We start from the raw sequence: 23,906 nt of genomic DNA on the forward strand, positions 1-23,906 counted from the left end.
GCGCGTCGCCCGCCCGGACGGCCGACCCACCCGCCCGGGTGAGAACGCGCGTCCCCGGGTCCAGCGCGGGGCCGGGACGGCCGTAACCCCCTGTGGGGCGCACGGAGGCGACCCGCTGTACGAGGCCGGCGCGCGTCGCCGGCCGGAGGAGGGACCGTGACAGCCAGCCCGACGGCGTCAGCCGAGTTGCGGGTGGCGCCCGAGATCGTCTCCTCGATCTTCTACGGCGCCGCGGTGAGCGACAGCCTGGTCCTGCTGGTCGCCGAGATGGTCGGCGGCACGCCCCGCATCACCTGGGGCAACGAGGGCGCGGTCCACCTGCTCGGGTACGCCCTGGAGGACCTGCACCACCTCCCGGTCGGCTCGCTGGTGCCGACGCTGCGCGGCGGCGAGCTCAAGCTGCTGCTGCGCCGGGAGCGCGCGGCCCGCATGAACCTCCCCATCCGGACGGCGAGCGGCGCGGTCGTCGACGCGCTCGTCGTCTCCACCCCGACGCCGTCGGGCCGGATGTGGAACCTGCGCATCGTGTCCGTGGCCAACGAGCAGGAGCGCGCGCTGCGCGCGACCGCCGACGCCCACGAGCGGCGCTTCGCCACGCTGACCGAGCGCTCGCCGATCCCGACGCTGCTGTCCGAGCAGGGCATGCGGCTGGCCCACGTCAACGACGCCTTCTGCTCCCTGGTCGGCCTGCAGGCCGAGCAGCTGCTGGGCACCGGCTGGATGGCCAGCGTGCACCCCGACGACCTCGACCGGGTCATCGAGGCGGTCGCCCTCGTGCTGGCCGGCGGCGACGCCGAGGCGCGGACCCGGCTGGTCCGCGACGACGGCACCGAGCGGGTCACCGTCATCCGGTTCGCCCACCTGTTCACGCCCGGGGTCGGCGCGGGCTTCGTCGGCACCATCGAGGACATCACCGAACGGCTGGCCTTCGAGGCCCGGCTGGCCCACCAGGCCAACCACGATCCGCTGACCGGCCTGCCCAACCGGACCCTGCTCGACCAGCACGTCGCCGTCCGGTTCACCGCCGGCGGCGGGGGACTGGCCTGCCTCTTCCTCGACCTCGACAACTTCAAGGTGGTCAACGACTCGCTCGGGCACGCGGCCGGCGACGACCTGCTGCTCGAGGTGTCCCGCCGGCTGCGCGCGACCGTGCGCCCGGTGGACCTCGTGGCCCGCTTCGGCGGCGACGAGTTCGTCGTCGTGTGCGAGGACATCGACGAGGACCGCGCCGTCGGGCTGGCCCGGCGGATCGGCACCGCGCTGGCCGCGCCGGTGCGCCTCGGCGGGGTCGACGTGCGCCCGCACGCCAGCATCGGCGTGACCGTGCAGACCGACGAGCACACCGGCCCCGACGACCTGATCCGCGACTGCGACATCGCGATGTACCAGGCCAAGAGCGGGGGCAAGGGGCGGATCACCGTCCTCGACCACCACGCCCGCGCCGAGGCCCGCGACAAGCTGCGCCTGGTCGCCGACCTCCGGGACGCCATCGAGCGGCGCGAGCTGAGCATGTACTACCAGCCGATCCTCCGCGCCGACGACGGCACGGCCGGCTCGGTGGAGGCCCTGGCCCGCTGGACCCACGCCGAGCGCGGCCCGATCAGCCCGGCCACCTTCGTGGCGCTGGCCGAGGAGAGCGGGCTGATCGGCCCGCTCGGGCTGTTCGTCCTCGACGAGACCTGCCGCCAGGTCGCCGAGTGGGACCGGCTGCTGGGCGACGCCGCCCCGCGCCGGGCCAACGTCAACGTCTCCGCGCTCCAGCTCGACGAGAACCTGTGCCAGCAGGTGGTCTCCGCGCTCGACCGGCACGGGCTCACGTCGTCCCGGCTGTCGATCGAGATCACCGAGTCGGCGCTGATGAAGGACCCCACCTCCGCCCGCGAGGTGCTCGACGACCTCCGGGCGCTGGGCGTGCAGCTGGCCATCGACGACTTCGGCACCGGCTACTCGTCGCTGGCCTACCTGCGGCACCTGCCGGTGGACTGCCTCAAGGTCGACCGCTCCTTCGTCGCCGAGCTGGCCGAGGGCCACGGCGAGATCGCCTCGGCGGTCATCGCGCTCGCCGGCAGCCTGGGCCTGTCCACCGTCGCCGAGGGCGTGGAGACCCCGGAGCAGGCCGCCGAGCTCGGCCGGCTCGGTGCCACCCACCTGCAGGGCTTCATGCTCGCCGAGCCCATGAGCGGTGGCCACGTCGCCGCCTGGTACGCCCGGCGCGCGGAGGTCCGCGCATGACCGTCCTGACCGCCCCCGCCCCGATCGCCGACCCCGGAGCTCCCGTGACCCCCCAGCTCGCCGCCGCGCCCTCCTTCGACGTGGAGCAGGTGCTGGCCAGCATCGACACCATGGCGGCCCAGCGCCCGGTGGCCGCGCAGATCGTGTCGGTCGCCAACTCCGACGACACCAGCGCCCGCGCGCTGGCCGACATCCTCGGCGCGGACGTGGCGCTGGCCAGCCGGGTCATGAAGCTGGCCAACTCCGCCTACTTCGGCATGCGCGGCCGGGTCAGCACCCTGCAGTTCGCCGTCACCGTCGTCGGGTTCACCACCGTGCGCACCATGGCCACGGTCGCCCTGACCGACCTCGACGACGAGTCCCGCCTCCCCGAGGACTTCTGGCTCAGCTCCACCAGCGTCGCCCTCGCCGCCTCGCTCATGGCGCCGCGCTTCGGCGAGCGCCCGCAGGACGCGCTCTGCCTGGGGCTGCTGGCGCAGGTCGGCGTGGCGCTGCTGCACCACAACGACGCCGACGGCTACCGCGAGCTGTCGGCGGAGCAGCCCACGTTCACCGGCCGCCGCGCCGCCGAGGTGCGCCGCTACGGCATCTCCTCGCTCCGGCTGACCGCCGTCGCGCTGGAGCAGTGGGGCTTCCCGCACACGATGGTGCACCCGCTGACCTGCGTGGACGACGCCTCGTCGGTGGACGGCTCGCTGCTGCGGATCGCCTTCGAGGTGGCCGCGCGGCTGACCGCCCCCGGCTACAGCCCGGTGGACGTCGCCCAGCTGACCTGCGGGCAGGTCCGGGAGGACGCCGTCCCGCCGGTGCTGGAGCAGGTGCGCGCCGACGCCGACGAGCTGCGCCGGGCGCTGCTCGACAACTGAACGCACGGTTCGTGCACGTGCCGTGGTCCGCGACCGCCGCGCACCACGACACGTGCACGAACGGTGACCTCACCCGCCCGTGTCCGGCCGCGTCAGGCGTAGGGCGCGCCCAGCGGGTCGACCGTGGGGTGGTCACCGACGGTGGCGGCCAGGCGGCCCAGCGCCCAGTCGCCGTCGCCGAGCAGGTGGTCGATCGCGGTGAGCCGGCTGGTGTAGTGACCCACCTTGTACTCGGCGGTGACGCCGATGCCGCCGTGCAGCTGGATCGCCTCCTGGCCGATGTGCCGGCCGGCCCGGCTGGTCTGCAGCCGGGCGCGGTCGGCGGCGGAGACGACGTCGCCCCCGGCGTCGGCCACCATGCTCGCCCACAGCGCGGTGCTGCGGGCCAGCTCCAGGGACATGTACATGTCCGCCGCGCGGAAGGTCAGCGCCTGGAACCGGTTGAGGGTCACCCCGAACTGCTTGCGGGTCCGCAGGTACTCCGCGGTGGTGGTCAGCGCCGTCGACATCGCCCCGACCGCCTCGTTGCTGTAGGCGATCCGGGCCAGGGACTGCGCCCGCTCGACGTCGGCGGTGCGGTCGCCGGTGCCCTCGCCGAGCAGCTCGGCCGGGGTGCCGTCGAAGGCGACCCGCGCCGCGCGGCCGCCGTCGTGCGTGCGGTAGCCGGTGCGGGTGAGCCCCGCCGCGTCGCCCTGGACCAGGAACAGCGCGGTGCCGCCGCCGGTGACCGCGCTGACGACCAGGACGTCGGCCCGGGCGCCGTTGGGCACCGGCTCCTTGACGCCGGACAACCGCCAGCCGTCGCCGTCCTGCGTGGCGGTGACGGCCGAGGCCGCGGCGCTCCACCGCGTGCGCGGCTCGGCGTGCGCGAAGGCCGGCACGCTGGTGCCCTCGGACAGCGGGCCGAGCACGGCCGCCCGCTGCTCGGCGGTGCCGACCGCGGCCACCAGGCCGCCGGCGAGCACGACCGCCTCGACGAACGGCTCGGGGGCGAGCACGCGGCCCACCTCCTCGGCGACGATCCCCACCTCGATGGGGCCGGCGCCCATGCCGCCGTCCTCCTCGGCGAAGGGCAGCCCGAGGACGCCCATCTCGGCCAGCCGGGCCCAGGTCTTCTCGTCGAAGCCCGGGTCGGTGGCGGTCACCTTCCGGCGCGCCTCGCTGTCGCCGTAGGCGCGCTCCAGCAGGCCGCGGACGGCGTCGCGGAGGTCGTTCTGCTCACTGTCGAATGCGAAGTCCACGTGTCACAGCCCCAGGATCGTGCCGGCGATGATGGTGCGCTGCACCTCGTTGGAGCCTCCGTAGATGGAGACCTTCCGGTAGTTCAGGTAGTGCGGTGCCGAGACCCGCGCCCACTCCGGGACGTCGGTGTCGCCCTCGTCGGCGTAGGAGGCCAGCGACAGCGGGCCGGCGATGTCGACCAGCAGCTCGGTGGCCTGCTGCTGCAGCACCGAGCCGCGCAGCTTGAGCACCGAGGACGCCGGGTGCGGCTTGCCGTCGGCGGAGTTGGCGACCACCCGCAGCGCCGTGAGCTCCAGCGCCACCAGGTCGTTCTCCAGCTCCGCGATGCGCGCGGCCATGAACGGGTCCTCGGCCAGCGGGCGGCCGTCGACGGTGATCTCGCGCAGGTGCTCCTTGGCCTGGGCCAGCACCGCCTTGGTCGCGCCGATGCGCGCGATGCCGACCCGCTCGTTGCCGAGCAGGAACTTGGCGTAGTCCCAGCCGCGGTTCTCCTCGCCGATGAGGTTCTCGGCGGGCACCCGGACGTCCTCGAAGAAGACCTCGTTGACCTCGAAGGTGCCGTCGAGCAGCTCGATCGGGCGCAGGGTGACCCCGGGGGTGTCCATCGGGAAGACCAGCAGCGAGATGCCGCGCTGCTTCTTCTCCGCCGTGGGGTCGGTGCGGACCAGGCAGAAGATCCAGTCGGCGTGCTGGCCGAGCGTGGTCCAGGTCTTCTGGCCGTTGACCACGTACTCGTCGCCGTCCCGGACGGCGGTGGTGCGCAGGGAGGCGAGGTCGGAGCCGGCGTCGGGCTCGGAGAAGCCCTGGCACCACCAGATGTCGAGGTTCGCCGTCTTCGGCAGGAAGCGCTCCTTCTGCTCCTGGCTGCCGAAGGCCGCGATGACCGGGCCGATCATGCCGGCGTTGAAGGGGAGCGGCTCCGGCACGCTGGCCAGCGCCATCTCCTCGCGCCAGATGTGGCGCTGCAGCGGCGTCCAGTCCTTGCCGCCCCACTCGACGGGCCAGTGCGGCACGGCCAGGCCACCGGCGTTGAGCGCCTGCATCGCCGCCACGTACTGCTCCTTGGACAGGTGGCGGTGGGCCGCGACGGCGTCCCGGACGTCCTGGGGCACCTGGGTGGTGAAGTAGGTGCGCATCTCCTCCCGGAAGGCCTCCAGCTCCGGGGACAGCTGCAACCGCATGGGACCTCTCTCCTGACGGCCCCGCCCCTGTGCGGGCGCCGTCTCGACGTGTGCCCCCGACGATCCCACATTCGTTACCGGCCGGTAGGCCCCGGCGTCGGGCGGCCTCGGCGGCGTCCCGGCCGGTCGCTCGGTAGGTTCGGCCGGTGACGACGCCGGACCCCGACCTCGCCGCCCGACTGGACCGGCTGGAGGCCGTCGAGGAGATCCGCCAGCTGGCCGCGCGCTACGCCCTCGCGCTGGACAGCCGCGACGTGCCGGCGCTCGTGGCGCTGTTCGCCGGCGACGTGCGGGTGGGCGACGGCCGCGTGGGCCGGGCGGCGCTGGCCGAGTGGTTCGACCCGGTGCTGCGGCCCTACGGCATCACCTTCCACCTGGTCGGCAACCACGTGATCACCCGCACCGGGCCGGATACCGCCGAGGGGCTGGTCTACTGCCGGCCCGAGCACGAGGTCGGCCGGGAGTGGATCGTGATGCCGGTCGTCTACCACGACCGCTACGTGCGCGAGGACGACGGGCACTGGTACTTCCGCAGCCGCAAGCCCAAGCCGCTGTACGCCGCCGACGTGCGGCAGAACCCGCTGGAGGTGCCCGGCCGGTTCTCCTTCCCGGGCAATCCCTACGTCACCGCGGCCAGCCTGCCGGAGGACTGGGCCACCTGGCGGGCGTTCTGGGCGCAGCAGTCGGGGACGGCGGGGGAGTAGCGCCACCGCCCCGCGATGAGTTCCGCGGCGCGGCCCGGTCTTCCTGGTGCCGGGCGGGTGCCCGGTGCACGATGCCCGCGACCGCCCACCCGAGGAGAGCCCCCCGATGACGACGACCGAGCCGCGCAGCGCCACCTTCGAGACGACGGTCGCGGCCGTCGGCAACAACGCCGGCATCGTCGTGCCGCCGGAGGTTCTCGAGCAGCTGGGCGCCGGCAAGCGGCCGCCGGTGCACGTCGACCTGAACGGCTACGGCTACCGCAGCACCCCCGGCGTGATGGGCGGGAAGTCGATGATCAGCGTCAGCGCCGCCGTGCGGAAGGCGACGGGGCTGGCCGCCGGCGACCCGGTCCGCGTCACGCTCACCGTCGCCGACACCCCGCGCGAGGTCGACGTGCCCGACGACCTCGCCGCGGCCCTGGCCGCGGACCCCGCGGCGGGCGCGTTCTTCGCCGGGCTGTCCAACAGCCTGCAGCGCTACCACGCCGACAACGTCACCGGCGCCAAGAACCCGGAGACCCGGCAGCGGCGCATCGACAAGGCGCTCGCCCTCTTCCGGGAGGGCAAGCAGCGCTGAGGCGTCAGCCGCCGCGGCGGGCCAGCTCCTGGGCGTGCCGCAGCGGATCGGTCGCGTCCCGGGTGCCGGACGGGCCTGCGCCCTCCTTGGGGATCCGCCGGCCGGCGTCCGACCGGGTCCACTCCCGCACCGCCCAGCGCTCGCGGATGGCCCACCGGCCGCCGGCGTGCGCCATGAGGTCGACGTAGCGGAAGCCGCTGGTGAAGTTCCGCCGCGGGTCGTCGGCGGGCTCGCCCCAGTGCACGGCGGTGCCGTAGGTCTCGCTGACGGCGAGGTCGCCGTGCAGCTCGACCAGGTGGTTGCCGACGACGTGCATGGTGCCGCTGAACTTCGCCAGGCCCCGCTCGACCCAGGCCACGTACTCGTCGACGGTGCCGTCGAAGCCGGTGTGGTGGTCGATGCCGCCGGGGTGGTAGCAGGCCCGGACGGTGTCCATGTCCAGCCGGTCGACGCCCCGGCAGTACCGCAGCACCACCTCGTGGATGGCGCGGCGGTCGGCCTCCTCGCCGCGGCCGGTCACTGGGTGATCGTCCAGCCGCCGTCGACGGGCAGGAACGCGCCGTTGACGTAGCCGGCCAGCGGGGAGAGCAGGAACAGCACCGCCCAGGCGATGTCGTCGGGGGTGGCCATCCGGTGCAGCGGGATGCGCTGCAGGACCCGCTGCCCCAGCTCGCTGGCGGCGAAGCCGGCCAGCCGCGGGGTGTCGGTCATGCCCGGGCCGACGGCGTTGCTGCGCACCTCGTCGGCGCGGTAGGCGGCCAGGTGCCGGGTGTAGCCGGTGATCGCGGCCTTGGCGGCGGAGTACCAGTCCGACCCGGTGCCGATGACGTTGCCCGCGACCGAGGCGATGTTGACCAGTGCGGCGCCGGGAGCGGCACCGGGCGCCAGCCATGCCTCCACCATCGCCCGCATGCTGCCGACCGACAGCAGCAGCGCCTCGTCGAACTCCAGTGGCACCGCCGAGGACGGGCCGGCGTTGTTCACCAGGTAGCGCACGGTGCCGAGCTCCCGGCTGCGCGCGAAGCCGGCGGCGATGTCGGCCGCGACGCCGACGTCGGCCCGGACGGCGACCGCCCGGCCGCCGGCGTCGGAGACCGCGGCCACCGTGGCTGCGGCGGTCTCCTCGACGAGGTCCCAGGCGGCGACGGTCAGGCCGAGCTGCGCGGCGCGCAGTGCGGTGGCCCGGCCGATGCCGCTGCCGGCGCCGGTGACCACGACGACGTCACCGGCGGCGAAACCCAGGTGCAGGGGGGCGTCGGCTCCGCTCGGCACGGGGTCAGCCGAGCCGCTCGATGATGGTGACGTTCGCCTGGCCGCCGCCCTCGCACATCGTCTGCAGCCCGTAGCGGCCGCCGGTGCGCTCCAGCTCGTGCAGCAGCGTGGTCATGAGCCGGGCACCGGTGGCGCCGAGCGGGTGGCCCAGGGCGATGCCGCCGCCGTTGACGTTGACCCGGGCCGGGTCCGCGCCGGTCTCCTTGAGCCAGGCGATGACCACCGAGGCGAAGGCCTCGTTGATCTCGACCAGGTCGATGTCGTCGATGTCCAGGCCGGTCCTCTCCAGCGCCCGTGCGGTGGCCGGGATGGGAGCGGTGAGCATCCACACCGGATCGGCGGCGCGCACGGAGAGGTGGTGGATGCGGGCCCGCGGGGTCAGCCCGTGGTCGCGCAGCGCCTGCTCGGAGACGACCAGCAGCGCCGCGGCGCCGTCGCAGATCTGGCTGGAGACCGCGGCGGTCACCCGGCCACCGGGCTCGAGCGGCTCGAGGCCGGCCATCTTCTCCAGCGAGGTACCCCGCCGGGGGCAGGTGTCGACGGTGGCCTCGCCGAGGGGGAGCAGCTCGCGGTCGAAGCGGCCCTCGTCGATCGCGGCCAGCGCCCGCTCGTGGCTCTGCAGGGCGAAGCGCTCCATGTCCTCCCGGCCGGCGTCCCACTTCTCGGCGATCATCTCCGCCGAGCGGAACTGCGAGACCGGGACGTCGCCGTAGCGCTTCTGCCAGCCGACCGAGGTGGAGAACGGGTCGGGGAAGCCGAACTGCTGGCCGGTGGTCATCGCCGCGGAGATCGGGATGGCGCTCATGTTCTGCACGCCGCCGGCGACGACCACGTCCATCGTGCCGCTCATGACCGCCTGCGCGGCGAAGTGCACGGCCTGCTGGGAGGAGCCGCACTGGCGGTCGACGGTCGTGCCGGGCACCTCCTCGGGCAGCCCGGCGGCCAGCCACGCGGTGCGGGCGATGTCGCCGGCCTGGCTGCCGATGGTGTCCACGCAGCCGAGGACGACGTCCTCCACCGCGGCCGGGTCGATGCCGGCCCGCTCCACCAGGCCGGAGAGGACGTGCCCGCCCAGGTCGGCCGAGTGCACCCCGGCCAGCGCGCCGCCGCGCTTGGTGACCGGCGTCCGGACCGCCTCGACGATGTAGGCCTCGGCCATGTGGGTCCTCCGGGGGAGAAGGGGGCGAACGGATGCCCCTGCAGTGGGCAGCATCGCGGCCGCGGCCGGGGGCCGCCGTCCCGCCGAGCGGGACGCGAGCCGGGACCGGAAGGCCGCGGCTTAGTCTAGCAAGCGCTTGGTCGGCTCTCTACGATCGACCGCGCGGAACCGTCCCCGGCGGCGCCGCACCACCGACCACCGCAGGAGGACCTCATGGCCGACCCGGCATCCGAGCAGGCGGGCACCATCCCCGCCCGGTTGCGGGCGGCGGCCGAGGACGTCCCGGCGGCCGACGCCGTCGTCGACGGCGACGTGCGCCTGTCGTGGGCCCGGTTGTGGGAGGAGGTCGTCCGGTTCGCCCGCGCCGCGGTCGCCGCGGGGCTGCAGCCCGGCGACCGCGCCGGGGTGTGGGCGCCGAACTCGGCCCGCTGGGTGGTCGCCGCGCTGGGCATCCAGGCCGCGGGCGGGGTCCTCGTGCCGGTCAACACCCGGTTCAAGGGCGAGGAGGCCCGGTACGCCCTCGACAAGGTTCGCGCCGTGCTGCTCGTCGTCGACCAGGGCTTCCTCGGCGCCGACCACCTGGGCATGCTGCGCGGGGAGGACCCGACCCCGCCGTCGGCGGAGTGCCCGGTGCCGGCGCTGGGCCACCTGCGCACCGTGGTGACCGTCGGCGAGGGCAGCGACCCGGCCGCCCGGGGGTGGGACGGGTTCCTCGCCGGCGCCGAGCGGGTACCGGAGTCGGAGGTGCTGGCCCGCATCGAGCGGCTGCGCCCCGACGACGTCGCCGACATCCTCTTCACCTCGGGCACCACCGGCTATCCCAAGGGTGCGATGGTCACCCACGCGTCCAACCTGAGGGTGGACGAGGCCTGGGCGGACATGACCGGCCTGCTGCCCGGCGACCGCTACCTGCTGGTCAACCCGTTCTTCCACAGCTTCGGCTACCGCGCCGGGCTGCTGGCCTGCGTGATCCGGCGGGCGACGATGGTGCCGCAGGCGGTGTTCGACGCCGAGACCTCGCTGCGGCTGATCGAGCAGGAGCGGATCACCGTCTTCCCGGGCGCGCCGACGGTCTACACGACGCTGCTGGACCACCCGGCCCTGGCCGACCACGACATCAGCTCGGTGCGGCTGGCGGTCACCGGCGCGACGATCGTCCCCGAGGCGCTGCTCACGCGGATGCGCGAGGTGCTCGGCTTCCGCGACATCATCACCGCGTACGGGCTGACCGAGAGCTGCGGCACGGTCACCGTCTGCCCGCCCGACACCGACCTGCACCGGCTGTCGACCAGCTGCGGCAAGGCCATCCCCGGCACCGAGGTGGCGATCGTCGGCGCCGACGGCCGGCAGCTGCCGCCGCGCGAGTCGGGCGAGATCGTCGTCCGCGGCTACAACGTCATGCTCGGCTACTTCGAGGACCCCGAGGCCACCGCCGCGGCCATCGACCCCGACGGCTGGCTGCACACCGGCGACGTCGGCTGGCTGGACGAGGAGGGCTTCCTCCGCGTCACCGACCGCATGAAGGACGTCTTCATGGTGGGCGGCTTCAACGTCTACCCGGCCGAGGTCGAGCGGCTGCTCACCGGGCACCCGTCGGTCGCCGAGGTCGCCGTCGTCGGCGTCCCCGACGAGCGGATGGGCGAGGTGGGGCACGCCTACGTGCTGCCCCGGCCCGGAACGGCGCCCACGGAGGCCGAGCTGCTCGAGTACTGCCGGTCCACCATGGCCAACTTCAAGGTGCCCCGGCGCATCACCGTCGTCGACCAGCTGCCGCGCACCTCCAGCGGCAAGGTCCAGAAGTTCCGCCTCGGCGCGGGCGCCTGACCGCGCCCGGCCCTCCCCACCCCGCCTCCCGAGGAGACCCCGTGCCCGAAGCCGTGATCGTCGCCGCCGCCCGCTCGCCGATCGGCCGGGCCTTCAAGGGCTCCCTGATCGGGATGCGCGCCGACGACCTCGCCGCCGCGATGGTCCGCGCCGCGCTCGACCAGGTGCCCCAGCTGGACCCGCACACCATCGACGACCTGATGCTGGGCACCGCGCAGCCGGCCGGCGAGCAGGGCTACGGGCTGGCCCGCGTGGTCGCGGTCCTGCTGGGCCTGGACGACGTCCCCGGCACGACGGTGCAGCGCTACTGCGCCTCCAGCGTGCAGACCACCCGGATGGCGATGCACGCCATCCGCGCGGGGGAGGGCTCCGTGTTCGTCTCCGCCGGCGCCGAGGTCGTCTCCCGCTTCGCCCGCGGCAAGGCCGACGGCATGCCCGACACCAAGAACCCGGTCTTCGACGCCGCCACCGCGCGCAGCACCGAGCGGGCCGGCGAGGGCAGCGCGGTCTGGACCGACCCGCGCGAGGAGGGGCTGCTGCCCGACGTCTACCTCGCCATGGGCGAGACGGCGGAGAACGTCGCGCAGTTCCGCGGGGTCAGCCGGCAGGCGCAGGACGAGTGGGGCGCGCTGAGCCAGCAGCGGGCGGAGAAGGCGATCGCCGACGGCTTCTTCGCCACCGACATCACCCCGGTCACCCTCGCCGACGGCACGGTGGTCAGCACCGACGACGGCCCCCGTTCCGGCGTCACGGTCGAGGGGCTGGCCGGTCTCAAGCCCGCCTTCCGCCCCGACGGCACCGTCACCGCCGGCAACTGCTGCGGTCTCAACGACGGCGCCGCGGCGCTGGTCGTCATGTCCGACACCCGCGCCGCCGAGCTGGGCATCACCCCGCTCGCCCGCGTGGTCAGCACGGGCGTCTCCGCCCTGTCGCCGGAGATCATGGGCCTGGGCCCGGTCGAGGCCTCCCGGCGCGCGCTGGCCAACGCCGGCATGTCGATCGGCGACATCGACCTGGTCGAGATCAACGAGGCGTTCGCCGCGCAGGTGCTGCCCACGATCGACGACCTCGGCATCGACCCCGAGCGGGTCAACGTGCACGGCGGGGCGATCGCGCTGGGCCACCCCTTCGGCCAGACGGGAGCGCGGATCACCACCACGCTGCTCAACGGCCTGCGGTCCCGCGACGCCCAGTTCGGCCTGGAGACCATGTGCACCGCCGGCGGGCAGGGCATGGCGATGGTGGTCGAGCGCCTGTCGTGACCGCCGACCGGGGGAGCCGCCGCCAGCCGGTCTGCGTGAGCGGGATCGCGGCGGCCTCCTGGCCGCTGGCCGACGAGCTGGCCATGTACCGCCGGACGGGCACCGACCGGATCGGCCTGCAGGCGGCCAAGCTGGCCGCGCTGGGGTGGGACGACGCCGAGGCGCTGGTCCGCGGCGGCGGGCTGCCGGTCGAGTACCTGGTGCACGCCTTCACCGCCGACCCCGACGACGAGCGGCGCTGGAGCCGGCAGGTGCCGGCGCTGGTGGCGGCGGTGGAGTCCGCGGCCCGGCTGGATGCGCCCACCGTCTACCTGGTGACCGGCCCCTCCGGCCGGCTCCCCTGGGAGGAGGCGGCCGACCGGTTCACCGCGCGGATGCGCCCGGCCGTCGAGCGGGCCGGCGAGCTGGGGATCGCGCTGGCGATCGAGAACACCCACCAGGTGCGCGCCGACCTCAGCTTCGTGCACTCGGTCCGGGACGCCGCCGAGGTGGCCCGCCGGCTCGACGCCGGGCTCTGCGTCGACCTGTACTGCTGCGCGCAGGAGCGCGGGCTGGCCGCCACCCTCCGCGCCGAGCTGGACCGCATCCGGCTGGTGCAGGTCAGCGACTTCCGCAGCGGCACGAACGCCTTCCCCAACCGCTGGGTGCCCGGCGACGGCGACCTGCCGATGGCCGAGCTGCTCGCCGACGTCCTCGCCGCGGGCTACCGGGGCACCGTCGACATCGAGCTGGTCGGCCCGGCGATCGAGGCCGAGGGGCCGGAGCCCGCGCTCACCCGGGCGGTGGCGTGGACGCGGGACCGGCTCCCCGCCCGCTGACCTACCCCTGCGGCACCTCCGCCGGCTCACCGCCCACCGCGGCGGCCAGCAGCGCCCGGCCCTCCGGGGTTCCGTCCAGCTGGCGGTTGACCCGGTTGGTGACCTGCCAGCCCTCGGGCGTGCGGACCAGCTCCCAGCGGTTCACCCCGGTGCGCCACACCCGGTAGCCGTCCTCGCCGGGGATGCGCTGCACGACCTGCGAGTAGTTGGTGACGACCGCGGTGTCGCCGTCGACCTGGATGTGCGGGATGCCCAGCATGTGCGCCGCACCGGAGCCGATCAGCCCCTGGTGCCGGCTGCCCCGGACCATGTCGCGCAGCGCGTCCCGGCCCTCGAGGACGACGGGGAAGGTGTCGTAGACGCCGTCCTCGGTCCACAGCCGGGCGGTCGCCTCGGGCGAGCCGCTGTCGACCGCCGGACCGTAGGCGGCCACCAGCTGCAGCAGCGCCAGCCGGTCCTCCACCTCGGCCAGGCGGCGCTCCAGGGCGGCGATCCGGTCGTCGGTGCTCATGGGTTCTCCTCGGGATCGGGGTCGGGGGCCGTGGGGATGGCGCGCAGGAAGTCGAGCATGCGGGCGAAGGCCGGATCGGTGTCCGGCTCGGCCGGCAGGCCGACGGCCAGGCCGGAGCAGCGGCCGCCGTACCACTCGGCCAGCACGCCGGGCAGCTCGGCGTAGCTGCCCTCGGGCACCAGCGCGCGCAGCGTGGCGTCGTCCAGGAGAGCCGGCAGCCGGTCCCACCGGTCCTCCCGCACCAGCGCGCTCAGCCGGGGGCCGAGCTCCTCGTGGCCGAGCAGGGCGAGCGTGGGCCGGTAGGCCGGGGTCGAGTACAGGAAGGCCATCTCGCGGCGGGCCGCCTCGCGGGCGGCGGCCAGCCGGTCGCCGTCGGCGCCGGTCACCGGCTTGGGGACGACGACCACCCGCGGCCGGCGCCGTCCGGCGGCCGCCGCCCCGGCGGCCAGCGCCGGCAGCACGGCGCCGTCGAGGTAGCGCGGGTGGGAGTTGGTGGCGTGGGTGACGAAGCCGTCGGCCACCGCGCCGGCGGTCTCGCACATCCGCCGGTTCACCCCGCCGGTGTAGACCGGCGGCGCTGGGACGTCGATCGGCCCGGGGTTGAAGTAGGGCTGCAGCCGGTCGAACCGGTAGCTCGCGCTGTCGAAGGTCAGCGGGCCGCCGGCGGCGAACGCGGCGAAGATCGCCCGCACCGCGCGCACGTGGTCGGCCAGCTGCTGCGCCGGATCCTCCGGCCACGGCACCGAGAACCGCCCGACGACGTTGCCGCGCACCTGGGTGGCCAGGCCGAGCTGGAAGCGGCCGCCGGAGTAGCGGGCGAGGTCCCAGGCGGCGTAGGCCACGACCATCGGGCTGCGCGGAAAGGCCAGCGTCATGCTGGTGCGCACGGTGAGCCGGGTGCTGTGCTCCAGCGCCAGCAGGGCCACCATGAGCGAGTCGTGCACGGTCTCGGGCACGTGCACGGTGTCGAAGCCGAGCGCCTCGATCCGGGCGACCACCGCCGGCACCTCCCGGAGCGGGGTGTCCTGGGGGAGGGTGGTGGCCAGCTCCATCACGGCAGCCGCCCGGCCAGCGCGTCGTCGACCACGCGGTCGCCGCACAGCGCCCGCGCCAGCGGCTCCAGGTACGGCGCCCGGCGCAGGTGGTTGCCGCCCTCCACCGGCAGCGTCGCGCCGGTGACCCACCCCGACTCCGGACCGGCGAGGTAGCGCACCGCCTCGGCGACGTCCTCGACGGTGCCGACCCGCGCCAGCGGCTTCTCCCGGAGGACGGCCGCCCGCATCTCCGGGTCGGCGACGAGCATCCCGGGCTTCTCGGCGTCGGTCGGCACGAGCCCGGGGCGGACCGCGTTGACCCGCACGCCCAGGGCGCCGAGCTCCTCGGCGGCCACCCGCACCAGGGCCTCGAGGCCGGCCTTGGCCACCGAGTAGGAGGCCATGAACGGGAACGCGGCGCCGCCGGCGGTGGAGGAGATGGCGACCACCGAACCGCCCCCGGCGCGGGCCATCGCGGCCGCGCCGTGCCGGATCACCAGGAGCGCGGTCACCACGTTGCGGCGCAGGTCGGCCTCCAGCGTCGCGGGGTCGAGGGCCAGCAGCGGGCGCACGGTGCTGCCGCCGACCGTGGCCACGGCGATCCGCAGCGGCGTCTCGTCGGCGACGGCGACGGCCGCCGCGACGTCGTCCTCCACCGCGGCATCGCCGACCGACCAGCGCACCGGCGGGGCGTCCGGGAGCGCCTCGCCGATCGCGGTGGCGGCCGCGCGCAGCGTGTCCTCGGTGCGGCCCATCAGGGTGACGGCCGCGCCGTCGGCGGCCAGCCGGCGGGCCACCGCCCGGCCGAAACCCCCGGCGCCCCCGGTCACCAGCGCGCCCTGCCCGGCCAGCGGTCCCGTCACCCGTCCGCCCTCTCGTCGGCAGCCCCGACCCAGCCGGTCGAGCGCTTGGTCAACAGGTAGCAGCCGGCCGGCCGGGGGGCAAGCGCCGTCCCGGTCCGGTGACCGGGAGCGACCTTGACCCCCCTCATGGCTCTCACTAGCGTCGGCCAAGCGCTTGCTTGCCGAAGCGCCCGTCCGATCCTCTGGAGGTCCCCGCCGTGCCGACGTTCGCCGAGATCCTGCGGGCCCGGGTGGGCGACCAGCACGTCGGCCTCCGCTTCGAGGAGAACTCCTGGACCTGGGACGAGGTCGTGCGGGAGAGCGCCGTGCGGGCCGCGCTGCTGCGGCGGTACGCCACCGAGGGCAAGCAGGTGCACGTCGGCCTCCTCCTGGAGAACGTGCCCGACTACGTCTTCTGGATCGGCGGGGCGGCGCTGGCCGGCGCCGCGCTGGTCGGCATCAACCCGACGCGCCGCGGGGAGGAGCTCGCGCACGACATCCGGCACACCGACATCGACCTCGTCGTCACCGAGGAGCGGCAGGTCGGGCTGCTCGACGGGCTGGACCTCGGCCTGCCCGCCGACCGGGTGCTCACCGTGGAGTCCGACACCTACCGCGGCCTGCTGGACGAGCACCGCGGCGCCGCGCTGCCCGAGGAGATCCCGCCGGCCGAGGCGATCCTGCTGCTGCTGTTCAGCTCCGGCTCCACCGGCGCGCCCAAGGCGGTCATCTGCTCGCAGGGCCGCTTCGGGATGCTGGCCGAGTCGCTCACGGTGCGCACGGAGATGACCCGCGACACGGTGAGCTACCTGTGCATGCCGCTGTTCCACGGCAACTCGGCGATGATGAACCTCGCCCCGGCCGTGCACGTCGGCGCCACCGTCTGCCTGGCCCGCAAGTTCTCCGCCTCCGGCTTCGTGCGCGACGTCCACCGCTTCGGTGCCACCTTCGTCAACTACGTCGGCCGGGCGCTGTCCTACGTGCTCGCCCAGCCCGAGACCGACGCCGACCGGCACAGCACCCTGCAGCTGGCCATCGGCACCGAGGCCTCGGCGGCCGACATCGAGCGGTTCAGCGCCCGCTTCGGCTGCCGGGTCTCGGAGGGGTACGGGCTGTCCGAGGGCGTGCTGCGGATCAACCGCACGCCGGACTCCCCGGCGGAGTCGCTGGGCAAGCCGGTCGCCGGCGCCGACGTCCGCGTGCTGGACGAGGCCACCGGCGAGGAGTGCCCGCCGGCCGAGCTCGACGAGACCGGCCGGCTGCTGAACTCCGAGGCGGCCATCGGCCAGATCGTCGGCATCGGGATGGCGCACACCTTCGAGGGCTACTACAAGAACCCCGGGGCCATGGCCGAGCGGGTGCGCGGCGCGGACTTCTGGACCGGCGACCTCGCCTACCGCGACGCGGACGGCTTCTTCTACTTCGCCGGCCGGTCGTCGGACTGGCTGCGGGTGGACAGCGAGAACTTCTCCGCCGCGCCGGTCGAGCGCATCCTCGAGCGCTCGCCCGACGTCGCGGTCGCGCTGGTCTACGCCGTCCCCGACGCGCGCACCGGTGACCAGGTCATGTGCACCCTGCAGCTGGGGCCCGGGGTGGCGTTCGATCCCGAGGCGTTCGCCGCCTTCCTCGACGCCCAGCGCGACCTGGGCACCAAGTGGCGCCCGCGCTACGTCCGGGTGATGGAGGAGGTGCCCACCACCGGCAGCAACAAGGTCGCCAAGACCGGCCTGCGACGGGCGGCCTGGCAGACCACCGACCGGGTGTGGATCCGGGACGGCGCGTCGACCGCCTACCGGCCGATGACCCGGGCCGACCGCGACCGGCTGGAGAAGGAGTTCGCCGAGCACGGCCGCACCGCGCTGCTGCCGGCCGCGGTCTGATCCGGTGACCACCCCCGCGAGCTCGCGCCGGGTCTTCTTCTCCTTCCCGAGGATCACCGATCCGGCGCGGCACCGGGACTACAACCAGTGGCACCAGTACGACCACCGTCCCGAGAACCTGGCGCTGCCCGGCGTCGTGCACGGCGACCGCTGGGTGCGCTCCCCGGACTGCGCGGCCGCCGGCAGCGCGCCCGACGACGTGCTCGCCGGCACGCACTACCTGGCGATGTACTGGTTCGCCGAGCCGGTGGAGGCCAGCGTCGCGGAGTGGCTGCAGCTGGGGGACACCACGCTGCAGCAGGGCCGCCGGCCGGAGCTGCGCTACGCCGAGCGGCCGCTGACCGGCTTCTTCCGGCCGGTGCGCGCCCACCTCGCGCCGCGCACCCGGATCTCGGCCGCGGCGCTGCCGTTCCGGCCGCACACCGGCGTCCACGTGACCGTCACCGCGGTCGCGGACGCGGGCGGTGCCGACGCCGAGGAGCACTACGCGTGGGAGGACGCCGTCGCGCTGCCCGCGCTGCTCGACGTCCCGGGCGTGGCCGGCGGCTGGACCTTCCGCAGCGAGCGGGTGCACACCGGTCCGCCCTCGGGCGGCGAGGCGCCGGACCGCCCCACGCTGCGGCTCCGGCTGCTGTGGCTGGACGGGGACCCGCTCGAGGTCGCCGCCCGGATCGGCGAGCGGGAGCGCGCCGCGCCCGCGCCGCGGCCGGAGACCGTCCGCGTTCTGCTGTCCTGCCCCTACCGGACGATCGTGCCGGGGGAGTGGAGCTGGTTCGACGCCTCCTGACGCGGCCCTCCGACGGGGCCGCGCGGTGGGGTCCCTCCGGCCGGGGGATGGAGCCGCCCCGGCCGGAGGGGAGCTTCAGACGGTGTAACCGCCGTCGACGTCGAGCTTCTGGCCGGTGACGAACCCGGCCCGCGGCGAGGCCAGGAAGGCCACCGCCTCGGCGACGTCGAGGGCCGAGCCGAACCGGCGCAGCGGGATGTTCCGCCGCGTGATGGCCAGGGCCTCGTCGTCCAGCTCGCCGGAGCCGATCAGCCGGGCGGCCATGCCGTCGGTGAGCATGCCGGGCCCGACGGCGTTGAGCCGGACGCCGAACCGGCCCTCCTCGGCGGCGAACGCGCGCACCAGCGCCTCGACGGCGGCCTTGGTGCCGGAGGAGAGGCCGTCGCGCACGGGGTAGCGCGCGGTGGCCGCGGTGGTCACCGCGACCACCGACCCGGAGCTGCGGCGCAGCGCCGGCAGGGCCGCGGAGACGACGGTGAAGAAGGCCTGCGCCTCGTCCTGCAGGGCGGCGGCGTACTGGGCGGGGGAGACCCGCGACAGGTGCACCATCGGGATGTGCGGCCCCGCGGCGTGGACGACGGTGTGCAGCCCGCCGCCCCGCTCCTCCAGCTCCGCGACGGCTGCGGTCACGGCGTCCGCGTCGGTGAGGTCCAGCTGCACGGCGGTGGCCCGCTCGCCGAGCGCGGCGACCAGCGCCTCGGCGGCCGCGGCGTTGCTCCGGTAGGTGAGCGTGACCGCGGAGCCCCGCTCGGCCAGGAGCCGGCAGACCGCTGCGCCGATGCCGCCGGTGCCCCCGGTGACGAGGGCGGTGCCGGGCAGCGGGGCGAAGTCGGACACCGGGCTCTCCAGGGGTCGAGGGCTGTCAAGCAAGCGCTTGGTAGACCCTAGGGAGGCGCGCGCGGGCCGGTCAAGAGCGGTCCGCTCCCGGTGACCGAGACCCAACCAAGCGCTTGTTTGCATGCGTCCCGGGCGCTGTGTCACGCTGCCGGGCAGTCGGCACCACATCGGAGGGTTCATCTCGTGAGCGGGATCTGCGCGGGGCGCTCGGTCATCATCACCGGCGCCGGCCAGGGGCTGGGTCGGGCGCACGCGCTGGAGTTCGTCCGGCAGGGCGCCCGCGTCGTCCTCAACGACGTCGGGCCCGCGGTCGAGGAGCTCGCGGAGGAGATCCGCGGCGCCGGGGGCGAGGCGGTGGCCAGCCGCGGCGACGTCTCGGACTGGGGCTACGCCCAGGAGCTGGTGCGCACCGCGGTCGACGCCTTCGGCCGGCTGGACACGCTGGTGAACAACGCCGGCATCAACCGCGACCGGATGCTGGTCAACATGAGCGAGGAGGAGTGGGACCTCGTCCTCAGGGTCGACCTCAAGGGCCACTTCGCCCCGATGCGGCACGCCGCGGCCTACTGGCGCGACCAGGCCAAGGCCGGCGGGTCGATCGCCGCCCGCGTGGTCAACACCTCCTCGGGCGCCGGCCTCATGGGCAGCGTCGGGCAGGGCAACTACGGCGCGGCCAAGGCCGGCATCGCCGTCCTCACCCAGATCTCCGCGGTCGAGTGGGCCCGTTACGGCATCGTGGTGAACGCGATCGCGCCCTCCGCCCGCACCCCGATGACCGAGGCGGTGTTCGCCGAGCGCATGGCCGCACCGGAGAGCGGCTTCGACGCGATGGACCCGGCCAACGTCTCCCCGCTGGTGGCGTGGCTGGGCAGCGACGAGGCGACCGTGACCGGCCGGGTGTTCGAGATCGAGGGCGGTCAGCTGTCCCTCGCCGACGGCTGGCGGCACGGGGAGGCCGCCACCAAGGACTCCCGCTGGGAGGCCGCCGAGATCGGCACCGCCGTCGCCGACCTCGTCGCCCGCTCCCAGCCGCCGGCCCCGGTCTACGGCGCGTGATGGACGGCGCAGGGCTGACCCCGTCGGCGGCCGACGAGGAGTTCCGCACCGAGATCCGCGACTGGCTGGCCGAGAACCTGCGCGGCGAGTTCGCCGCCGCGGTCGGCACCGGCGGCCCGGGCCGCGAGCACGAGGCGCACGAGCTGCGGCACGCGTGGGAGCGGCGGCTGGGCGAGGGCGGCTGGATCGGCCTGGCCTGGCCGGTGGACAAGGGCGGCCGCGGCGCCACCCTGATGCAGCAGGTGATCTTCCACGAGGAGTACGCCCGCGCCGGCGCTCCCGGCCGGCTCGGGCACATCGCCGAGCAGCTGGTCGGCCCGACCCTGCTGGCGTTCGGCACCCCCGACCAGCAGGAGCGGTTCCTGCCCGGCATCCTGCGCGGCGACGACCTGTGGTGCCAGGGCTACTCCGAGCCCGGCGCCGGATCCGACCTCGCCGGGGTCAGCACGGCCGCCGTCCGCCGGGGGGAGGAGTACGTCGTCACCGGGCAGAAGGTCTGGACGTCGCTGGCCCACCTGGCCGACTGGTGCTTCGTGCTCTGCCGCACCGACCCGGCCAGCACCCGGCACAAGGGGCTGTCCTACCTGCTGGTGCCGATGCACCAGGACGGCGTCGAGGTCCGGCCGATCGTGCAGATCACCGGTACCTCGGAGTTCAACGAGGTGTTCTTCGACGGCGCGGTCACCCCGGTGGCCAACCGCGTCGGCGAGGAGGGTGACGGGTGGCGGGTGGCCATGGGCACCCTCGGCTTCGAGCGCGGCGTCTCCACCCTCGGCCAGCAGATCGGCTTCGAGCGCGAGCTCACCGCGATCACCGAGACCGCCCGCGCCACCGGTGCCATGGACGACCCCGAGCTGCGGGCCCGCATCGTCGACGCCTGGATCGGCCTGCGCGTCATGCGCTACACCGCCATGCGCACCCTGGCCTCCTCCGGCGAGGGCACCGCGGGGCTGGAGGCGTCGATCTCCAAGCTGCAGTGGGCCACCTGGCACCGCGACCTCGGCGAGCTCGCCGTGGACGTCGCCGGCGCCGCCGGCCTGCTGACCGAGGGCGAGCCCTACGCGCTCACCGACGCCCAGACGCTGTTCCTCTTCACCCGCTCGGACACCATCTACGGCGGCTCGAACGAGGTCCAGCGGAACATCATCGCCGAGCGGATGCTCGGCCTCCCGCGCTGAGCCAGGAGCCGCCCCGATGACCGCGAGCAGCACGCAGACCCCCGAGCAGCGGGAGATGCGCCGGACGGTGGCCGCCCTGCTGGACCGGCACGCCGGCCCCGAGCGGATCCGCGAGGCCATGGCCTCCGGGACCGGCTACGACGCCGGGCTGTGGCGCCGGTGCACCGAGGACCTCGGCCTCGCCGCGCTCCTGGTGCCCGAGCGCTGCGGCGGCCTGGGGCTGGACCTGCGCGACGCCGCCGTCGTCCTCGAGGAGTTCGGCCGGCGGCTGGTGCCCTCGCCGCTGGCGACGACGCTGGTGGCGACCGCCGTCCTCGCCGGCTGCGGCACGCCCGAGGCCGACGCGCTGCTCGAGCGGATCGCCGAGGAGGGGCCGGCGGTCTCGCTGGCCCAGGCCGAGGAGGCCGACGGGTGGGACGGCGAGCGCCCGGCGACCGCCGCGGCCGCCGGCGCCGGCGGCGGGCTGGTGCTGCGCGGCGGCAAGCGCTACGTGCCGCACGGTGCCGCGGTCGACGTCCTGCTCGTCGTCGCCCGCGACGCCGACGGGCCCGCGCTGTTCGCCGTGGACGGCGACGCCCCCGGCGTGCGGCGCACCGGCCGCACCGCGCTGGACCAGACCCGCCGGCTGGCCGAGGTCGACCTCGACGACGCGCCCGCGGTCCGGCTCGGCCGGCCGGGGGAGGGGGCTGCGGCCGTCGCGCTCGCGGCCGACCTGTGGCGCGTCGTCCTGGCCGTCGAGGCCGCCGCGGCGGCGCAGGCCTGCCTGACCGCCACCGTCGAGTACCTCACGGTGCGCGAGCAGTTCGGCCGCCCGCTGGGCAGCTTCCAGGCGCTCAAGCACCGCTGCGCCGACCTCGCCGTCGCCGTGGAGGGCGCCGCGTCCACCGCCTGGTACGCGGTGGACGCCGCCGCCTCGGCCTCGGCCGAGCTGCCCGCGGTGGCCGCGCTGGCCCGCGTGGTCTGCGGCGACGCGCTCATGGCCGTGGCCGCGGACTCCCTGCAGCTGCACGGTGGCGTCGGGTTCACCTGGGAGTACGACGTGCACCTGTACCTCAAGCGCGGCAAGGCGGTGCAGCAGCTCGGCGGCTCGGCGTCCGAGCTGCGCCGCCGGTTCGCCCGGCTGGCCGGGATCTGAGGTGACCGGTCCCGGCGCCGCCGAGCTGCTGCGGGTCGCCGACATGGTGCTGGTGGCCGACGTCCTCGCGCGGCTGACCCACGCCGCCGACTCCGGCACGCTCGAGGAGTACGGCGAGCTGCTCACCGAGGACGCGGTCTGGGAGATGCCGGAGAACGGCAGCACCCGGCTGCCGGCCCAGGTGCGGCGCGGGCGGGCGGACCTGCTGGCCGGCGCCGCGCAGCGGCGGGCGGCCGGGCTGCAGGGGCCGGGAACGGCCAGCCGGCACGTGATCGGCAACGTCTCGGTGGTGCCCGATGGCGACACCGCGCGCTCGACGGCGTACTGGCGGTTCTACACCGGCACGACGGGCACGCCCCGGCTGGTGGCGGCCGGCACCTACCGCGACCTCCACCGCCGCGAGGGCGCGGTCTGGCGGCTGGCCCACCGCCGCATCGGCGTCGGGTGACGCCGGCGGGAGCATCGCAGCGAGCTCTGCGAGCGAGGAGCGGACCGGGGGCGGAAGCCGACCGGTGTGGTCGTCGGCTGACGCCGGCGCTTCAGCGCTTCTGCAGCCCGTCCAGGAACGTCGAGACGAAGTCGTCGGCGAACCGCTCGCGCGGGTAGTCCTTGGTCGGCTTGTACCAGCGCACCGACAGCCACAGGGCGTCGCGCATCAGCCGGTAGACCACCCGCAGCGGGACGTCGGTCCGGAAGTCGCCCGAGGCGACGCCGGCCTCCAGCACCCCGATCCACGAGCTCTGGATGGTCGCCGCGGCCTTCTTGATCTCGTCGTAGCCGGACAGCGAGGCCAGGTAGTTGCCGCTGTTCTGGTAGATCTCGGTCGCGTGCGGGTGCGCCTCGTGCACCGCCAGGGAGCCGCGGACCATCTCGGCCAGCCGGGTGCGCGGGTCGCTCTCGGTGGACAGGATCTCGGTGTAGCGGCCCGTGAGGTCCTCGAGGTAGCTGCCGACGATGGCGCTGACCATCTCGTCCTTGGACTGGAAGTGGTGGTACAGGCTGCCGGACAGGATGCCGACGGCGTCGGCGATCTCGCGCACGCTGGTGGCCACGATGCCCTTGGTGGCGAACAGCCCCGCCGCCTGGTGGAGGATGACCGTCCGCCGGTCGGGAGCCTGACGGTCGGCTGTCTCGGCCATGGGTGTGTCCTTCCCGGTCCTTCCACGGAGGACGGCTGCACCGCCGCCGATCAAGCGCTTGTTCTACCACGCGGGGCGGGGTTCCGGACCGCTTCCGTACCCCTGCCGGGGGAGTCGCCGGCGGTCGCCGTCCGGTCGCCCCGCTGACCGGGACGGGACGTCGCCGTGCGGGCGTCTCCGGTACATCCTCTCGCGGCCGCGCCCGGGCGGCGCGGGCACCGTCCGCGCGCGAACGGCGACCGGTGCGGGGCCTTTCGCGCGCGAACGGCGGCCGGCACGACAGCGCCGGCCGGTGGGTCACGGGTCCTGTACGGCCCGGGGTGCGCCTGCTACCTTCCCAACCAAGCGCTTGGTTTGTTGCCCGGCGCAC

At 74.9% G+C, this 23,906-nt stretch carries 23 protein-coding genes; 13 read left to right on the forward strand and 10 right to left on the reverse strand.

The genetic code is table 11. The features are described 5' to 3' along the window. Positions 1-156 precede the first annotated feature (156 nt). Positions 157-2,232 (forward strand): putative bifunctional diguanylate cyclase/phosphodiesterase, encoded by a 2,076-nt coding sequence (locus ACI79R_RS17025; protein WP_456574834.1) that lies wholly within the window; start codon positions 157-159, stop codon positions 2,230-2,232. Beyond that, complete coding sequence (locus ACI79R_RS17030; RefSeq protein ID WP_456574835.1) at positions 2,229-3,098, forward strand: HDOD domain-containing protein; 870 nt, start codon at positions 2,229-2,231, stop codon at positions 3,096-3,098. Before ACI79R_RS17025 ends, ACI79R_RS17030 begins: the two co-directional genes overlap by 4 nt. 92 nt (positions 3,099-3,190) lie before the next feature. Here ACI79R_RS17030 and ACI79R_RS17035 read toward each other — a convergent pair whose 3' ends face one another. Both ACI79R_RS17035 and ACI79R_RS17040 read right to left on the reverse strand, forming a co-directional pair. After that, entirely contained in the window at positions 3,191-4,339 is a 1,149-nt protein-coding gene (locus ACI79R_RS17035) for an acyl-CoA dehydrogenase family protein (RefSeq protein WP_456574836.1), read from the reverse strand. Positions 4,340-4,342: 3 nt separating this feature from the next. Further along, positions 4,343-5,521 carry an acyl-CoA dehydrogenase family protein gene (locus tag ACI79R_RS17040; protein WP_456574837.1) on the reverse strand — a complete coding sequence of 393 codons (1,179 nt, stop codon included), beginning with the start codon at positions 5,519-5,521 and terminating at the stop codon, positions 4,343-4,345. Between the two features lie 146 nt (positions 5,522-5,667). Here ACI79R_RS17040 and ACI79R_RS17045 point away from each other — a divergent pair, with 146 nt between their 5' ends. Continuing rightward, positions 5,668-6,225: a nuclear transport factor 2 family protein gene (locus ACI79R_RS17045; protein ID WP_456574838.1), complete on the forward strand. Its 558-nt coding sequence runs from the start codon at positions 5,668-5,670 to the stop codon at positions 6,223-6,225. A 106-nt stretch (positions 6,226-6,331) separates the two neighbouring features. Further along, positions 6,332-6,802 carry a YdeI/OmpD-associated family protein gene (locus ACI79R_RS17050; RefSeq protein ID WP_456574839.1) on the forward strand — a complete coding sequence of 157 codons (471 nt, stop codon included), beginning with the start codon at positions 6,332-6,334 and terminating at the stop codon, positions 6,800-6,802. A gap of 4 nt (positions 6,803-6,806) precedes the next feature. Here ACI79R_RS17050 and ACI79R_RS17055 read toward each other — a convergent pair whose 3' ends face one another. From ACI79R_RS17055 to ACI79R_RS17065, 3 genes are read right to left on the reverse strand one after another with little or no spacing between them, the layout of a single operon-like run. Continuing rightward, complete coding sequence (locus ACI79R_RS17055) at positions 6,807-7,322, reverse strand: nuclear transport factor 2 family protein (protein WP_456574840.1); 516 nt, start codon at positions 7,320-7,322, stop codon at positions 6,807-6,809. After that, positions 7,319-8,074, reverse strand: coding sequence for an SDR family NAD(P)-dependent oxidoreductase (locus ACI79R_RS17060; protein ID WP_456574841.1), 756 nt, complete (start codon positions 8,072-8,074; stop codon positions 7,319-7,321). Before ACI79R_RS17060 ends, ACI79R_RS17055 begins: the two co-directional genes overlap by 4 nt. Before the next feature lie 4 nt (positions 8,075-8,078). Then, entirely contained in the window at positions 8,079-9,233 is a 1,155-nt protein-coding gene (locus ACI79R_RS17065) for an acetyl-CoA C-acetyltransferase (RefSeq protein WP_456574842.1), read from the reverse strand. 213 nt (positions 9,234-9,446) lie between these two features. On the opposite strand from ACI79R_RS17065, the gene ACI79R_RS17070 reads away from it, so the two are divergent. The 3 genes from ACI79R_RS17070 to ACI79R_RS17080 are packed head-to-tail and all read left to right on the forward strand — an operon-like array spanning position 9,447 to position 13,137. Continuing rightward, positions 9,447-11,057: a FadD3 family acyl-CoA ligase gene (locus ACI79R_RS17070; RefSeq protein ID WP_456574843.1), complete on the forward strand. Its 1,611-nt coding sequence runs from the start codon at positions 9,447-9,449 to the stop codon at positions 11,055-11,057. 41 nt (positions 11,058-11,098) lie between these two features. Continuing rightward, complete coding sequence (locus tag ACI79R_RS17075) at positions 11,099-12,319, forward strand: acetyl-CoA C-acetyltransferase (protein ID WP_456574844.1); 1,221 nt, start codon at positions 11,099-11,101, stop codon at positions 12,317-12,319. Positions 12,320-12,354: 35 nt separating this feature from the next. Further along, a complete protein-coding gene (locus ACI79R_RS17080; protein WP_456574845.1) occupies positions 12,355-13,137 on the forward strand; it encodes a sugar phosphate isomerase/epimerase family protein in 783 nt (260 codons plus the stop codon). Between the two features lies 1 nt (position 13,138). On the opposite strand, the gene ACI79R_RS17085 is transcribed toward ACI79R_RS17080, so the two are convergent. From ACI79R_RS17085 to ACI79R_RS17095, 3 genes are read right to left on the reverse strand one after another with little or no spacing between them, the layout of a single operon-like run. Further along, positions 13,139-13,648 carry a nuclear transport factor 2 family protein gene (locus ACI79R_RS17085; protein WP_456574846.1) on the reverse strand — a complete coding sequence of 170 codons (510 nt, stop codon included), beginning with the start codon at positions 13,646-13,648 and terminating at the stop codon, positions 13,139-13,141. Beyond that, positions 13,645-14,700, reverse strand: coding sequence for a TIGR03617 family F420-dependent LLM class oxidoreductase (locus ACI79R_RS17090; protein WP_456574847.1), 1,056 nt, complete (start codon positions 14,698-14,700; stop codon positions 13,645-13,647). Before ACI79R_RS17090 ends, ACI79R_RS17085 begins: the two co-directional genes overlap by 4 nt. Then, positions 14,700-15,545 (reverse strand): SDR family NAD(P)-dependent oxidoreductase, encoded by an 846-nt coding sequence (locus tag ACI79R_RS17095; protein WP_456574848.1) that lies wholly within the window; start codon positions 15,543-15,545, stop codon positions 14,700-14,702. The genes ACI79R_RS17090 and ACI79R_RS17095 overlap by 1 nt, the downstream gene beginning before the upstream one ends. A 197-nt stretch (positions 15,546-15,742) precedes the next feature. On the opposite strand from ACI79R_RS17095, the gene ACI79R_RS17100 reads away from it, so the two are divergent. Continuing rightward, complete coding sequence (locus tag ACI79R_RS17100; protein ID WP_456574849.1) at positions 15,743-17,404, forward strand: AMP-binding protein; 1,662 nt, start codon at positions 15,743-15,745, stop codon at positions 17,402-17,404. Positions 17,405-17,408: 4 nt separating this feature from the next. Next, positions 17,409-18,191 (forward strand): hypothetical protein, encoded by a 783-nt coding sequence (locus ACI79R_RS17105; protein WP_456574850.1) that lies wholly within the window; start codon positions 17,409-17,411, stop codon positions 18,189-18,191. Between the two features lie 75 nt (positions 18,192-18,266). Here ACI79R_RS17105 and ACI79R_RS17110 read toward each other — a convergent pair whose 3' ends face one another. Continuing rightward, positions 18,267-19,028: an SDR family oxidoreductase gene (locus ACI79R_RS17110; protein ID WP_456574851.1), complete on the reverse strand. Its 762-nt coding sequence runs from the start codon at positions 19,026-19,028 to the stop codon at positions 18,267-18,269. A 183-nt stretch (positions 19,029-19,211) separates the two neighbouring features. Between ACI79R_RS17110 and ACI79R_RS17115 the strand changes: the two genes are divergently transcribed. Genes ACI79R_RS17115 through ACI79R_RS17130 form a run of 4 tightly spaced genes read left to right on the forward strand, consistent with a single transcriptional unit; the run spans position 19,212 to position 22,845 of the window. Next, a complete protein-coding gene (locus tag ACI79R_RS17115; RefSeq protein ID WP_456574852.1) occupies positions 19,212-20,084 on the forward strand; it encodes an SDR family oxidoreductase in 873 nt (290 codons plus the stop codon). Continuing rightward, on the forward strand, positions 20,084-21,262 hold the full coding sequence (locus tag ACI79R_RS17120; RefSeq protein ID WP_456574877.1) for an acyl-CoA dehydrogenase family protein: 1,179 nt from the start codon (positions 20,084-20,086) through the stop codon (positions 21,260-21,262). The genes ACI79R_RS17115 and ACI79R_RS17120 overlap by 1 nt, the downstream gene beginning before the upstream one ends. Positions 21,263-21,278: 16 nt before the next feature. Further along, a complete protein-coding gene (locus ACI79R_RS17125) occupies positions 21,279-22,397 on the forward strand; it encodes an acyl-CoA dehydrogenase family protein (protein WP_456574853.1) in 1,119 nt (372 codons plus the stop codon). A gap of 1 nt (position 22,398) precedes the next feature. Then, on the forward strand, positions 22,399-22,845 hold the full coding sequence (locus tag ACI79R_RS17130; RefSeq protein ID WP_456574854.1) for a nuclear transport factor 2 family protein: 447 nt from the start codon (positions 22,399-22,401) through the stop codon (positions 22,843-22,845). Positions 22,846-22,936: 91 nt separating this feature from the next. Here ACI79R_RS17130 and ACI79R_RS17135 read toward each other — a convergent pair whose 3' ends face one another. Next, the gene (locus ACI79R_RS17135; RefSeq protein ID WP_456574855.1) at positions 22,937-23,536 is read right to left on the reverse strand and encodes a TetR/AcrR family transcriptional regulator; all 600 of its coding nucleotides are present in this window, start codon (positions 23,534-23,536) and stop codon (positions 22,937-22,939) included. Between the last annotated feature and the right edge of the window lie 370 nt (positions 23,537-23,906).

It is taken from the genome of Blastococcus sp. SYSU D00820 (genome assembly GCF_054050695.1).

Coding starts and splice junctions, on each gene's coding strand:
- ACI79R_RS17030 (WP_456574835.1), top strand. CDS start 2,229: ATGACCGTCCTGACCGCCCCCGCCCCGATCGCCGACCCCGGAGCTCCC.
- ACI79R_RS17040 (WP_456574837.1), bottom strand. CDS start 5,521: ATGCGGTTGCAGCTGTCCCCGGAGCTGGAGGCCTTCCGGGAGGAGATG.
- ACI79R_RS17050 (WP_456574839.1), top strand. CDS start 6,332: ATGACGACGACCGAGCCGCGCAGCGCCACCTTCGAGACGACGGTCGCG.
- ACI79R_RS17065 (WP_456574842.1), bottom strand. CDS start 9,233: ATGGCCGAGGCCTACATCGTCGAGGCGGTCCGGACGCCGGTCACCAAG.
- ACI79R_RS17070 (WP_456574843.1), top strand. CDS start 9,447: ATGGCCGACCCGGCATCCGAGCAGGCGGGCACCATCCCCGCCCGGTTG.
- ACI79R_RS17085 (WP_456574846.1), bottom strand. CDS start 13,648: ATGAGCACCGACGACCGGATCGCCGCCCTGGAGCGCCGCCTGGCCGAG.
- ACI79R_RS17090 (WP_456574847.1), bottom strand. CDS start 14,700: ATGGAGCTGGCCACCACCCTCCCCCAGGACACCCCGCTCCGGGAGGTG.
- ACI79R_RS17120 (WP_456574877.1), top strand. CDS start 20,084: ATGGACGGCGCAGGGCTGACCCCGTCGGCGGCCGACGAGGAGTTCCGC.
- ACI79R_RS17125 (WP_456574853.1), top strand. CDS start 21,279: ATGACCGCGAGCAGCACGCAGACCCCCGAGCAGCGGGAGATGCGCCGG.
- ACI79R_RS17135 (WP_456574855.1), bottom strand. CDS start 23,536: ATGGCCGAGACAGCCGACCGTCAGGCTCCCGACCGGCGGACGGTCATC.